Origin of the sequence: Acinetobacter populi (assembly GCF_002174125.1) — a bacterium.
GTDB classification, from domain to species: domain Bacteria; phylum Pseudomonadota; class Gammaproteobacteria; order Pseudomonadales; family Moraxellaceae; genus Acinetobacter; species Acinetobacter populi.
Genome location: NZ_NEXX01000006.1, coordinates 62,294 through 75,483, shown reverse-complemented (window position 1 = coordinate 75,483; position 13,190 = coordinate 62,294). Strand labels below are relative to the sequence as shown.

Annotated in this window: 11 protein-coding genes and 3 tRNA genes; 3 read left to right on the top strand and 11 right to left on the bottom strand. The window is 40.1% G+C overall.

What is annotated here, in order from left to right; genetic code table 11:
- Positions 1-21 precede the first annotated feature (21 nt).
- The 6 genes from CAP51_RS14465 to CAP51_RS14440 form a co-directional block, all read right to left on the bottom strand.
- Entirely contained in the window at positions 22-462 is a 441-nt protein-coding gene (locus CAP51_RS14465; RefSeq protein WP_087621468.1) for a DUF2726 domain-containing protein, read from the bottom strand.
- A gap of 69 nt (positions 463-531) precedes the next feature.
- A tRNA-Asn gene (locus CAP51_RS14460) sits at positions 532-607 on the bottom strand.
- A gap of 242 nt (positions 608-849) precedes the next feature.
- Positions 850-925, bottom strand: a tRNA-Asn gene (locus CAP51_RS14455).
- Between the two features lie 359 nt (positions 926-1,284).
- A tRNA-Asn gene (locus CAP51_RS14450) sits at positions 1,285-1,360 on the bottom strand.
- Between the two features lie 157 nt (positions 1,361-1,517).
- The gene (locus CAP51_RS14445; RefSeq protein ID WP_087621467.1) at positions 1,518-1,775 is read right to left on the bottom strand and encodes a hypothetical protein; all 258 of its coding nucleotides are present in this window, start codon (positions 1,773-1,775) and stop codon (positions 1,518-1,520) included.
- A 212-nt stretch (positions 1,776-1,987) separates the two neighbouring features.
- Positions 1,988-3,220, bottom strand: a complete 1,233-nt coding sequence (locus tag CAP51_RS14440) for a pyridoxal phosphate-dependent aminotransferase (RefSeq protein ID WP_087621466.1) — start codon at positions 3,218-3,220, stop codon at positions 1,988-1,990.
- Between the two features lie 307 nt (positions 3,221-3,527).
- Between CAP51_RS14440 and CAP51_RS14435 the strand changes: the two genes are divergently transcribed.
- The 3 genes from CAP51_RS14435 to CAP51_RS14425 all read left to right on the top strand — a co-directional run bounded on the left by CAP51_RS14435 (position 3,528) and on the right by CAP51_RS14425 (position 7,742).
- On the top strand, positions 3,528-4,565 hold the full coding sequence (locus CAP51_RS14435; RefSeq protein ID WP_245809177.1) for a patatin-like phospholipase family protein: 1,038 nt from the start codon (positions 3,528-3,530) through the stop codon (positions 4,563-4,565).
- Positions 4,566-4,751: 186 nt separating this feature from the next.
- On the top strand, positions 4,752-6,368 hold the full coding sequence (locus CAP51_RS14430; RefSeq protein ID WP_087621465.1) for an inorganic phosphate transporter: 1,617 nt from the start codon (positions 4,752-4,754) through the stop codon (positions 6,366-6,368).
- A gap of 195 nt (positions 6,369-6,563) precedes the next feature.
- Entirely contained in the window at positions 6,564-7,742 is a 1,179-nt protein-coding gene (locus tag CAP51_RS14425; protein WP_425426821.1) for a maltoporin, read from the top strand.
- Between the two features lie 179 nt (positions 7,743-7,921).
- On the opposite strand, the gene cyoE is transcribed toward CAP51_RS14425, so the two are convergent.
- The 5 genes from cyoE to cyoA are packed head-to-tail and all read right to left on the bottom strand — an operon-like array spanning position 7,922 to position 12,889.
- Positions 7,922-8,812, bottom strand: coding sequence for a heme o synthase (gene cyoE / locus CAP51_RS14420; RefSeq protein ID WP_087621464.1), 891 nt, complete (start codon positions 8,810-8,812; stop codon positions 7,922-7,924).
- Positions 8,813-8,821: 9 nt separating this feature from the next.
- Positions 8,822-9,145: a cytochrome o ubiquinol oxidase subunit IV gene (gene cyoD, locus CAP51_RS14415; RefSeq protein WP_087621463.1), complete on the bottom strand. Its 324-nt coding sequence runs from the start codon at positions 9,143-9,145 to the stop codon at positions 8,822-8,824.
- Positions 9,142-9,765, bottom strand: a complete 624-nt coding sequence (gene cyoC / locus CAP51_RS14410; protein ID WP_087621462.1) for a cytochrome o ubiquinol oxidase subunit III — start codon at positions 9,763-9,765, stop codon at positions 9,142-9,144. Before cyoC ends, cyoD begins: the two co-directional genes overlap by 4 nt.
- A 4-nt stretch (positions 9,766-9,769) precedes the next feature.
- Positions 9,770-11,764 carry a cytochrome o ubiquinol oxidase subunit I gene (gene cyoB, locus CAP51_RS14405; protein WP_087621461.1) on the bottom strand — a complete coding sequence of 665 codons (1,995 nt, stop codon included), beginning with the start codon at positions 11,762-11,764 and terminating at the stop codon, positions 9,770-9,772.
- 3 nt (positions 11,765-11,767) lie between these two features.
- Positions 11,768-12,889 (bottom strand): ubiquinol oxidase subunit II, encoded by a 1,122-nt coding sequence (gene cyoA / locus CAP51_RS14400; protein WP_087621460.1) that lies wholly within the window; start codon positions 12,887-12,889, stop codon positions 11,768-11,770.
- Positions 12,890-13,190 lie beyond the last annotated feature (301 nt).

Sequence of the window (13,190 nt, the reverse complement as noted above, 5' to 3'; positions counted from 1 at the left end):
TGGTTTTTTTATGGCTTGATTTTAACTCACCCATTTATAACTTTTCTTATTCGGTATTGATTTGCGTAATTCCTGAACCGATGGGATGCTACAAAATCTATAGACTGTATAACCAGCTTCATTGAGCATTTTATCCCGAAACTGATCTTCTGCGACTTTATTTAAATGAGAGGGATCATCAAGTTCAATAATTGCGATGACATCACACTCTGAGTTGATTAATACAAAATCGGTGACTTTACGATTAAAGCGACTACGAATCTTATAATGATCATTGGTGATTAACGCACTAAATGCCACCTGACATAACACATCATTTTCCGGAAAAGCTCGTTTAAGCTGGGTAAACATTTTTTGTTCAAAGGGTGTCATTAATCTTCGAGAAAAGTATTGCTGTTTATATTTTAGTTTGTAGAAAAGAATAATGCCTAGAAAAAGTAGGCAGGGGAGTAGAAACCACATGATGCGCAAAATAAAATCACTTCTTAATAAAAAAAGCCCACTGATAAACAGTGAGCTTTTTTAGAATTTTGGCTCTCCCACCTGGGCTCGAACCAGGGACCTGCGGATTAACAGTCCGTCGCTCTACCGACTGAGCTATGGGAGAATGTGTGGGGAATTTTAGGGTCGAATCAGGAGAAGGTCAAGCATATTATGATGAAAATAGAATGAAAAAAGTTTGAATGTATTAAAAATAAACATTAGACAATTCAATCTATAACTTTTGAAATACTACCTTTTAGATCGGTAAGACCAGTGTACATAGAACGCATAGATTATCTTTGTTTTTATAAAAAAAGAATGAAGCATAAAAAAAGCCCACTGTTAAACAGTGAGCTTTTAGAATTTTGGCTCTCCCACCTGGGCTCGAACCAGGGACCTGCGGATTAACAGTCCGTCGCTCTACCGACTGAGCTATGGGAGAATGTGTGAAGAATTATAGAGAAATTTTATTGAGGGTCAAGTCAAATCTCTTAAAAAAGAATTAATTGTATTTTTTATCATCGCTCTTGATACTTCATTGACGTATCAGTTTGCTAGAATAAGGTTTGGGATAAAGTTTTATTGGCGGCATCAATGATGATAGGCTTCACTGTGAGAGTGAAGCTTGATATTCGCGTAGAAGGGTAAAACTGAAATATATACGCAGTCGAGTAATCGCGGTAAATTCTAAAGATAAGTCTTCGACTTTGGATTGATCAACTTGGCATGTTTATTCGATGATGCGCAAGGAATAAAGGCACATAAAAAAGCCCGCTAATGAAAAGCGGGCTTTTAGAATTTTGGCTCTCCCACCTGGGCTCGAACCAGGGACCTGCGGATTAACAGTCCGTCGCTCTACCGACTGAGCTATGGGAGAATGTGAGAGCGATTATAGAGAGATTTTGATAAGGGTCAAGCATTTCGCAGGATAAATATGTGATTTTGAAACTAAGTGTTTGTTTAATGAACATTAAAAAGTGGCTTTAATGCCACTTGGGGAACGTAAAGTAAGGAGGTGAAGGTCGAGGTTCTGTTTAAACTGGACAAGGGATTTGTTCCGATTCTGCCAAATCGGCTTTTGCATTCATTAATGCAGTGAGTTTAGTTCCAGAAATTTGCTGCTTATTCAGCACATCAATCGATTCGAGAATGCTTTTGATATGATGGGTTTGTAATGGAATATTTTCTGATTGAAAGAAATGGGCAATCACCGCATGGTCGATGCCAGCTTCATGTAACAACTTGATTTGTTTTAAGTTGCCTAAACAGTGTAGGTTTTGCTGAATATTCATGTCAAACTCCATTGCATGTTTATTGTTCAATTTATAATAAGCATTTATAGTGCCAGACATGTTGTGATTAGATAAAAATAGTTTGTTGCTTTGTAAGCCAGATTCAAAGTTGGAAAAAGTACATATAAATCAAAACAAGAAATGATTAAAAAACCCATGACACAGTGTTATGTATCATGGGCTTGATAAAAAGCGTAGGGTACTATGACAGGTTACGCTTTTTTCTCTGCTTCGATTGAAGCAATTGCTTCGTCTACACCTTCAATGGATTCGGCAGCTTTTTTGATACGCGCAAGCGCATCCACTAGAACTTCATCCGCAGTCGCGTAGGAAATACGCATATAACCGCCAAGGCCAAATGCATCACCTGGTACCACAGCCACACCAGTTTCTTCCAGTAACCATGCAGAAAATTCTGTGCAAGATTTTAAACCTTTAGCACGAATCAGTGGACGGATATTGGCGTAGGCATAGAATGCACCATCAGCAGGTAGACAAGTGATACCTTTAATGTCATTTAAGCCTTTTACGACCAGATCATGACGACGTTTAAACGCTTCAATCATTGGTTGTAATACATCTTGTGGACCATTCAAAGCAGCTTCCGCAGCAACTTGCGAAATTGAAGTCGGGTTAGAAGTCGATTGTGACTGGATTTTTTTCATCGCACCGATCACTTTTGCAGGACCAGCCGCATAACCAATACGCCATCCGGTCATCGCATAGGCTTTGGACACACCGTTTAATACGAACGTACGGTCATATAAGTCTGGTGCAACTGTTACGATGTTATAGAACTCATCTTCCCAACGGATTGGTTCATACATGTCATCAGATGCAACAAAAACTTGCGGATGACGACGTAATACTTCTGCCAACGCTTCAAGTTCTGCTTTGCTATAGATCATACCAGTAGGGTTGGAAGGGCTATTTAATACCAGTAAACGGGTATTTGGGGTAATTGCCGCTTCCAGTTGTTCTGGGGTGATTTTGAAGCGTTGTTCTTCACCGCATTTTACAATAACAGGTGTACCTTCAGCGATGATCACCATATCCGGATAGCTTACCCAGTAAGGTGCAGGAATAATCACTTCATCGCCTTTGTTTAATAAAGCCAATGCTAAATTAAAGAAAGATTGTTTCCCACCACAAGACACCAGAATTTGGTTGGCTTGGTAATCAAGATTATTATCACGTTTGAATTTTGCAATGATGGCTTTTTTTAGACCAGGCGTACCATCTACCGCAGTATATTTGGTAAAGCCATCGTTAATGGCTTTAATTGCTGCATCTTTAATATGTTGAGGGGTATCAAAATCAGGTTCACCTGCGCCTAAACCAATGACGTTTTTACCCGCTGCTTTTAATTCCGCAGCTTTATTGGTCACTGCAAGCGTAGGGGATGGTTTGATGGCATTGACACGATCTGATAGACGTACGTCCACGGCAGCATTCCTTCTATGTAGGGATTAAAAATGTATTTTAGAAAAACGAACAATATCTTAGCGCAAAAAGATCTATTTAGTCGTGTATTTATTACGCAAATCAGCAAAAAGTTTTAAGCCTAGTTGTGATAATTCACCTATCTGGCGAGAAAGTTGAATTAACCAGTATTGTTGCAGTCCAATATCATCTAATGCTCTGGATAATGAGAAAGGACAAGATAAAGTAGACTACAAGATCATAAACATAATGCTGCGCACTCGATACATAGTTTGCATTAAGATACATTCATCATGATGAGGAGTGGTTATGCGACATTATTCAAGTCCAAGCAAATTGTTTTTAGTTCGCCGTATATTGATGGCGAGTTTGAGTATTTTTGCTGTCGCATCGGTACAGGCTGCTTCACATCGCGTTAATGATTCACTTGTGCTGAATCAAACTCAAAATATTCATATCAGTACAACGATATCTGAGGTTGCACCGGCTGAAAATCATCGACCGAAAATTGCACTGGTGTTGGGCAGTGGCGGGGCAAGAGGTTATGCTCATATTGGTGTGATTAAGGTGCTGGAAGAAAATGGCATCACCCCGGATTTTATTGTTGGGACCAGTGCGGGCAGTATTGTCGGGGCATTATATGCCAGTGGTAAAACTTCAAAACAGCTTGAAGACATTGCGCTGGCATTAAAAGTTTCTGATGTTCGCGATTTTACCTTGAGTAAGCAAGGTTTTTTTGATGGACAGAAAATTGAGGACTATATTAATAAACAGGTGAATGTGCAGTCTTTGGAAAATCTGAAAATACCGCTTTATGTGGTGGCGACAGAGCTTAAGACTGGCAAGGAAATCGTTTTTCATGAAGGTAACACTGGCAAGGCAGTTCGTGCTTCTACCAGTATTCCCAGTATGTTTGTGCCAACGAAAATTGGTAATGAGGAATATGTCGACGGAGGATTGGTCAGTCCTGTTCCGGTTGATGTCGCCAAAAGATTGGGTGCAGATATTATTATTGCCGTCAATATTCTGGCAAAACCTGAATATACCGAAACCAGCAATATGTGGGGATTATTTAATCAGAATATTAATGTGATGCAGAATCGGTTGGCCTATTATGAAGCTGAACAGGCAGATATTTTAATACAGCCCGATGTGCGGGAAAAACAGCATGTTTTTTCGACCAAATCACGCAAGGAAACCATTGAAGCTGGTGAAAAGTCCACTTTAGATCACATTGATCGTATCAAGAATTTAATCGAATATCGTAAATTTCATATAGCTGATGAAAATGTCGAACAGTTCACAGGTAAACAACAGCAACAGTTTCAATATATTTCATCAAACTGAAATATTAAAACGCTAGTATCATAAATTATTAAAAAAATTTATAATTTTAAAATTCTTTAATATCAATGGTATAGTTGTTTTTGATGCGCTATTTTTGCTTAATTGGCGAAGTTTTGACGCTATTTGTCATATAAATGTCATAAAATAAGATAACACTACGCTTAATTTTACAATTGTTGCACTTTTATGACTGCACAAATGACACCTTCAAATCAAGAATCGACTCAACAAAAGTCTACCAATGTTCATGTAAAACCACCGAAGTTTTTTCTTCCGGTATTTCTTGCCATTATTCTGGGCACTTTGATTTATATCGGTGTTCAGGTTTCCAATGATCTTTCCCATGTGCCAGCATTACATCTTTATTCCGTTATTTTATTAGGCGTTGCACTTTTTATTGCTTTGGCCTTTGAGTTTGTTAACGGATTTCATGATACTGCTAATGCGGTGGCGACAGTCATTTATACCAATGCATTATCAGCACCTGTGGCGGTTATGTGGGCCGGCTTTTGTAATTTTCTTGGGGTAATGGTTGCCAGTGGTGCAGTGGCATACGGCATTATTGCATTATTGCCTGTAGAGCTGATTATGAATGTCAGCAGTGGTGCCGGCTTTGCAATGGTGTTTGCTTTATTGCTGGCAGCGATTATCTGGAATCTGGGAACATGGTTTTTTGGTATTCCGGCTTCAAGTTCGCATACCCTCATTGGTTCGATTGTTGGTGTGGGATTGATGAATCAATTGATCCATTCCAGCACAGGTGGGACGAGTGGGGTTGATGTGGATCAGATCATCAAGGTGGGTAAGGCGTTGCTGTTTTCTCCCTTGATTGGTTTTGCCTTTGCCGCAGTATTATTTTTCTTGGTGAAAATTATATTTAAAAAACAAATGGATTTGTTTAAGCCACCAGTTGGTAATACACCACCACCACCTGTGATTCGTGCAATTCTTATCTTTACTTGTACCGGTGTGAGTTTTGCCCATGGTTCTAATGATGGTCAAAAGGGTATGGGATTAATCATGCTGATTCTTATTGGTCTAGTGCCATTGGCTTATTCACTCAATAAGAATTTGGATCAAACCCATTTGCAGTCATTTGAACAGTTATCCAATCAGGCAGCTGTGGCAATTTATCCTGGACATGAAAATATCAGTGATGAACAGGCACGAACAATCATTACATCGTATATACAAACCAAAGAAACCAATGAACAAGTGATTCCTGCGCTGGCAAGTCTGACCCATCATCTGGGCGAGCGTTTGGCAAAATATCCGGATCTGAATAATATTCCTGAAAAAGAAGTCAGCGCATTCCGTAACGATATGTATTTAAGCACTACTGCATTTAAACGTCTGGAAAAAGCAGAGCAACTGCCTGCAATGACAATGGAAAATCAGGAAGTAGTAAAATCCTATCGGAAGCATCTAGATAGCTTTTTACAATACATTCCAACCTGGGTGAAAGTGGCAGTTGCATTGGCACTGGGGATGGGAACAATGGTCGGCTGGAAACGAATTGTGGTGACAGTGGGTGAACGCATTGGTAAACATCATATGACGTATGGACAAGGGATGTCTGCCGAGCTTGTGGCAATGAGTACTATTGCTGCCGCAGATGGTTTTGGTATGCCGGTATCCACCACGCATGTATTAAATAGTGCGGTCGCGGGGACCATGGTGGCCAATAAATCTGGGTTACAGATGTCAACGGTGAAAACCATCTTATCAGCATGGATTTTAACTTTACCGACTACGATTATTTTATCCGGTGGTTTATATTGGTTATTTTTACAGTTCGTTTAACCAGTGCATAATCTTATTGTCTATCTATTGGAGTGAGTGAGCCACAGAATAAGCCTGTTTATAATGTTATTGCTGTTCTGTGGTTATACTTCCCTTATTCTGCGATTAAAGAACACGATTAGGTGTTCTTTTTTTATTTGAACAGGGTTTTATGTAGATGCTACATTACAGATTAATTCCTTGAAGGAAATCTGAATGATGAAAAAAATATTTTTATCTGTATTGGCAGGTAGTCTTTCTTTTCCCGTATTTGCGTTTGATTTTCATGGTTATATCCGTTCGGGTGTGGGGTCGACAGATGAGGGGAAGGGTCAGCAATGTTTTGCCTTGACCGGTGCGTTATCAAAATATCGGCTGGGTAATGAATGTGAGCAATATTTAGAGCTGTCAGGTCAGCAATCGATTGCTCAGTTTGATGATGGTTCCACACTAAGCATCAATGGCATGCTACAGTTTTATAATCAATATGGTCATAGCCTGAAATTTGATGGGGAGTATGGATATACGCGTTTAAGTCAGATTTATCTAGAATGGAAGGATATAGCAGCCTTGAATGGTGCAAGCCTGTGGGGTGGTCGACGTTATTATAATCGTAATGATAGCCATATGTCGGACTTCTATTACTGGAATGAAAGTGGTACAGGTATCGGCATCGATCAATATAAAATTGGTGACTATAACCTAAGTTATTCATGGTCCAAACGTGATAATCAGGATCAGAAAAAAGATATTGATCGACATAATCTAACCCTGAAGGGCATCCAACTGACCTCTGATAATGAGCTGCAATTTGGCGTATCGTATTTGCATGATCATGATGCCAGAGATGGTTGGTCTTTGACGGCACAAAATATTCAATCGCATGTCTTTAATGGTAAAAATCATTTTATTGTACAGTATGGCGAAGGTGCTGGTATGGGACTTGGATATACAGGAGATACCAGTTTAAGTCGTAGTAATACGGCAATGCGGGTGATGGACATTGTCGATTGGGAAAGCCCACAATACCGCATGAATGGTCAGGCACAGGTGTTATATCAAAAAAATAACTTCACCGATCAACTAGATAGTAAATGGTTTTCTGCTGGCGTTCGGACGGCTTATATCATCAGTGATCATTTTAAAATTTCTGGTGAAATTGGCTATGATCAAATTAAGCAGGATCAACAACGCAATTTAAGTAAATTTACCCTTGCACCGACTTGGTCATTGAAAGGTACAGGTTATTACGATAGACCAGAGGTACGCCTGTATTATACTTATGCAAAATGGAATAAGCATGAGCAAGCATTAAGGGATCTGAACCTAGATAATGCCTTTTTAGGGGCTGATCATGGTTCAAATTTTGGTGTTCAGGTTGAACATTGGTGGTAAATTTTTTTTGCAATATTGATGAAATTAAATTTTGATGGGAAAAGGCTGTCTTAAAATCTTTCTTTGATGTAAGCCCATCTGTTTTTCCGGTGACAAATAGTACTCACCCTGTTTTTTACAGGGGAGAGGCTATCTGTTTCTAGATTTGGTTATTCAACAAGAGGGATAAATGACGATCATTATAAAAATGGTAAAGGAATGATCAGTGCTTGAGTGGGTGCACTAGCCGTAAAGTAAAATCCTAAACTAATAATTGTGATCAATTTGACTGAGAAGAGGAAATAGGTGCGTGCCCAGACTTGGTCATTTTCTGCTTTAAAGCCCATTAAACTTAAATAAATCCAATAGACGCATAAGACATTCAGGATTGCGGCATACCAGATATTTGCATAACCAAAATAATACAGCAGATTCATACATGCCATAAATAAAATGACATAAATCGTTGATTCTATTTTAGTGCGCTTGATAGAGCGTGCTACAGGTAAAATCGGAATATGTGCATTGCGATAATCATCAAAACGATAAATCGCAATGCCCCATGAATGTGGCATTTGCCAGAAAGCATAGCCAATCAACAGAATCAGGGCAGCATAATCAAATTGATTTGCGACGGCACAATAACCGATGACAGGAGGGCAGGCCCCTGAAATACTGCCTACAATGGTTTGATGAATGGTTGTGCGTTTTGTCCATAGACTATATAGCACCACATAAACAAAGAAACCGAGGGCAGCGAATAGAAAAGAATAGATATTCACCATAAAAAACAAGATGGCAAAACCTGCAAGACCAAGTACATTTGCAAAGATGAATGCGACTGGTACAGAAATGGTTTTTTTCACCAACGCCCGCGTACGCGTACGTTGCATTTTTTGGTCAATATCTTGGTCGATAATATTATTAAAGACGCAACCGGATGCCACCACAAGTGTAGTGCCAATGATGGTAATGATAAGGAGGGGGAGATCAACTTGGCCTTGTGCGGCTAAGAAGAAGCCGCCCAAGGTGGTAACGAAGTTACCAAAGAGAATCCCTGGCTTAGTCAGGAATAGGTATTGCTTTAACATGACAATCGTTTAGAGCATCATGTTAGCGTGTAGATAATTCATGATCCAGATAGAACCGACAAAAAGAATGGCAATTGTAAGGACTGTATAAATAAATGCAATAGTATCCCAGCGTTGTTCTTCAGAACCGTTCAGGTGCAAGAAGTAAATTAACTGTACTAGGACTTGTGCAATTGCAGTAATCGCAATTGTTGCCAACACAGCAGTTCCAGTCATACCTGACATCACCATCCCAAACGGGATGATGGTGAGAATAATAGACAGAATGAAACCGATTGTGTATTGCTTAGAGCTACCGTGCGCTGCACCAGGGTTATTTACATCATGACTCATGCAAGAACTCCTTTTAAGTAAACTAAGCTAAATACACAAATCCAGACGATATCAAGGAAATGCCAGAACAAACTTAAACACGCCAAACGACGAGTGTTTGGTAAGGTTAAACCTTGTGTCTTGATTTGATACATTAATACCAGCATCCAAACCAAGCCTGATGTCACGTGAATACCGTGTGTACCAACCAGAGTAAAGAATGCAGATAAGAAAGCACTTGTGCTTGGTCCATGACCAGAATGTACCAGGTGATGGAATTCATAGAGTTCCATCCCGATGAACGCTGCACCAAAAACAAAAGTAATGATTAACCATTTCAGTACACCACTTACATCGTTTTTGTAGCGCGCAAGCACAGCAAAACCAAATGTTACAGATGAGATCAAAAGTGCCATTGTTTCTGTTAAAACAAAACCTAATGAATCACCGAACAATTCTTTTGCAGTCGGTGTGCCTGGTGGCACATGGCCACTCAGTACAGCGAAAGCGATGAAGAGTGTACCAAAAAGTACAAGGTCACTCATCAAGTATGTCCAAAAACCAAAGACGGTAATAGGCGTATCATCATGGTGATGATGATCATCATGTCCGTGGTCGTCGTGATGAAGTACTTCAGCCATCGTCTTAGTCCTTCTTCAAATGTTTTTCGAGTAATGCAAAACGCTCATTCTCGATACGCTCTACTTCAGCAGCAGGTACATAGTAATCTACTTCTTTGGTAAATGAGCTACGAATGAATGAAATGATAGCAGCAACAAAGCTAACAACCACTAACCACCAGATATGCCAGATCAATGCAAAACCTAATACAGTCAGGATCATTGCGATGATAAAGCCAGCATAACGGTTGGTTGGCATGTGAATATCGGTATATTTTGCAGGACGTTTGTATGCAACACCATTTTCTTTGTCTGACCAGAAGCGATCAATACCTTCGCCTTCAAGCTCGGTTGCAAAGTTATAAAATGGCGCAGGAGATGAAGTAGACCATTCAAATGTACGGCCATCACCCCATGAATCACCTGTGTAGTCGATGGTTTGTTTACGTTTCAAGAAACCAACACCAAAGGTGAGTAATAAGCACACAACACCGATTGCCACCAATACAGCACCAATCATTGCGATGTCCAGAAATGGTGTCCAGTCTGGGTTGTCATAAGTATTCAAACGACGTGTCATACCCATGAAACCAAGGACATACAGTGGCATGAATGCAAAATAGAAACCAAAGAACCAGAACCAGAACGCAACTTTGTTCCAGAACTCATCCAATTTCCAGCCAAACATTTTTGGCCAGTAGAAGGTGAGACCAGCAAAGAAACCAAATACCACACCACCAATAATCACGTTATGGAAGTGAGCGATCAGGAATAATGAGTTATGAACAAGGAAGTCAGCAGGTGGAACCGCCATCAATACGCCAGTCAAACCACCGATACCGAAGGTAACCAAGAAGCCCATAGTCCAATACATTGGTGATGCAAAAGTAATCTGGCCACGATACATCGTGAATAACCAAGAGAACATTTTCACACCAGTTGGAATGGCGATAATCATGGTCATGATACCGAAGAATGCGTTGACATTCGCACCGGCACCCATAGTAAAGAAGTGGTGAACCCATACAACCAGCGATAGAATGGTAATTGCAATAGTTGCATAGACCATTGATTTATAACCGAACAGAGGTTTACGACTAAACGTAGAAACAATTTCAGAATATAAACCGAAAGCAGGCAATACCAGGATATATACTTCTGGGTGACCCCATGTCCAGATCAGGTTCACATACAGCATTGGACTACCGCCAAGCTCATTGGTGAAGAAATGGAAACCGAAGTAACGATCAAGTGACAACATTGCAAGCGTTGCTGTAAGCACAGGGAATGTCGCAATAATCAACACAGACGCACACAGGGTAGTCCATGTAGATACTGGCATATCCATAAGCTTCATGCCAGGCGCACGCATTTTAATGATGGTCACAAAGAAGTTAACACCAGATAGCAATGAACCTAGACCAGATAGCTGTAATGCCCAGATATAATAATCTACACCAACGCCCGGACTATATTGAACACCAGACAGCGGCGGGTAAGCCAACCAACCTGTAGCAGCAAATTCACCCAGTACCAATGATGCCATGACTAAGCCAGCACCACCCACAAATAGCCAGAAACTCAAAGAGTTTAGCAGTGGGAATGCAACGTCACGTGCACCAATTTGTAATGGCACTGTAATGTTCCACATACCCACAACCAGACCCATGGCAACGAAGAAGATCATAATGACGCCGTGCGCAGTAAAGATCTGATCGTAATGGTCTGGATGTAGATAGCCTTCACCACCAGGACCTGCGAGGAAAAGCTGTAAACGCATCATCAGGGCATCTGCAAAACCACGTACCAGCATGATGACCGATACAATGAAATACATGATACCAATGCGTTTATGGTCAACTGTTGTAAACCATTCTTTCCACAGATAGCCCCAAAGCTTGAAATAAGTAACCGCACCAAGAACCAGAATTGCGCCGAGGATCATAATGACCATCGTCACAAGTACAATCGGTTCTTGAGGAATTGCTTCGGGACCTAATTTACCGAATAAAAAAGACATATTTTATTCTCCCGCTACAGCAGTTGCAGTAGCTGTATCTTCGCTTGCAGTCGCTTCAACTGAAGGTGTTGCTTCATGAGCCACTTGCTCGTGAGATTCTACATGTGCTTGCCCATGTGCATTATCACCATGATAATTACTCATATAAGTATTGATCACAGTTTTAAATAGATCAGGCTGCACAGAAGAGTAGTACGTCACAGGCGTAGGTTTGCTTGGATATGGCGTCATCGCTTCTGCCTTAGCTAATGCTTCAGCATCACCTTTACGTGTCGCTTCTTTAACCAGTGCTTCGATTTGATGCTTAGAACGGTCGCCATCTTTAAGGGTCGCCAATTCAGCTTGGTCTAACAGACCTTTTTGAATTGCAGTTGTACCTTTATCATCAACAACAACTGTATTGCCTTTGCCTTCTTTAATGGTTTGTACCCATTGTTCAAATTCAGCTTGTGTCACACTATGTGCTTTAAAGTGCATTTGAGAGAAGCCATAACCGCTATAGTTCGCAGAGAAACCGCGATATACACCAGTATTATCGGCAATTAAGTGTAATTGAGTTTGCATACCTGCCATGGCATAGATTTGACCCGCCAACTTTGGAATGAAGAATGAGTTCATTGTAAAGTTAGATGTTACACGGAATCCAATCGGCTGCTTTTCTGGGAAGCGAACTTCATTGATCGTTGCAATATTTTGTTCTGGATAAATGAATATCCATTTAAATTGCTCAGCAATAACTTGAATTGTTAAATCTTGCGATGGATCCTGCGCACGAGATTTATACGGATCGTATTCGTGCGAACCCTTCCAGGCAAGATAAGCCAAGAATGCAATAATTATAATAGGAATACCCCATACTACAATTTCAATTGCAGTAGAGTGAGCCCAATTTGGCTGATAGTCTGCATCTTTATTAGCTTTACGATACTTCCAACCGAACCAGATTGCCATGATGATCGATGGAATAACAACAAGCAGCATCGTATAGATTGCTGTCATCATTAAACCAGAAAGACCTTCTGCAACTGATCCCTCAGGATTGAGAAGTACAATATCACCACCACAGCCGGTTAAGACTGTAGCAGCTGTTAATAAAGACAATACAGCTAATGTCGTTTGTCTCATGATACAACCTCGGTGAAGAGACCCATTTAAATAAATTATGGGATAGCGATTTGAGTGCTGCACGTGTGAATAAGGAAAATCCTTAAGCCTATGTGGCACCGCTACGTTGTAGGGCATTATGCCTGATTACAAGCAACTAAGCTATAACAAAACTTACGAAAATCCGGCAAAAAGAGAGAGCTAAATCAGACGATTATCCAACATTATACTTTAAAGTATAATGATTGATATTTAAAAAATTGTAAATAGTTATTATAAATCAATATATTATTTGTATTGGTAAAATATTTTATATATGGTT

Coding starts and splice junctions, on each gene's coding strand:
- CAP51_RS14465 (WP_087621468.1), bottom strand. CDS start 462: ATGTGGTTTCTACTCCCCTGCCTACTTTTTCTAGGCATTATTCTTTTC.
- CAP51_RS14445 (WP_087621467.1), bottom strand. CDS start 1,775: ATGAATATTCAGCAAAACCTACACTGTTTAGGCAACTTAAAACAAATC.
- CAP51_RS14435 (WP_245809177.1), top strand. CDS start 3,528: ATGCGACATTATTCAAGTCCAAGCAAATTGTTTTTAGTTCGCCGTATA.
- CAP51_RS14430 (WP_087621465.1), top strand. CDS start 4,752: ATGACTGCACAAATGACACCTTCAAATCAAGAATCGACTCAACAAAAG.
- CAP51_RS14425 (WP_425426821.1), top strand. CDS start 6,564: ATGATGAAAAAAATATTTTTATCTGTATTGGCAGGTAGTCTTTCTTTT.
- cyoE (WP_087621464.1), bottom strand. CDS start 8,812: ATGTTAAAGCAATACCTATTCCTGACTAAGCCAGGGATTCTCTTTGGT.
- cyoD (WP_087621463.1), bottom strand. CDS start 9,145: ATGAGTCATGATGTAAATAACCCTGGTGCAGCGCACGGTAGCTCTAAG.
- cyoC (WP_087621462.1), bottom strand. CDS start 9,765: ATGGCTGAAGTACTTCATCACGACGACCACGGACATGATGATCATCAT.
- cyoB (WP_087621461.1), bottom strand. CDS start 11,764: ATGTCTTTTTTATTCGGTAAATTAGGTCCCGAAGCAATTCCTCAAGAA.
- cyoA (WP_087621460.1), bottom strand. CDS start 12,889: ATGAGACAAACGACATTAGCTGTATTGTCTTTATTAACAGCTGCTACA.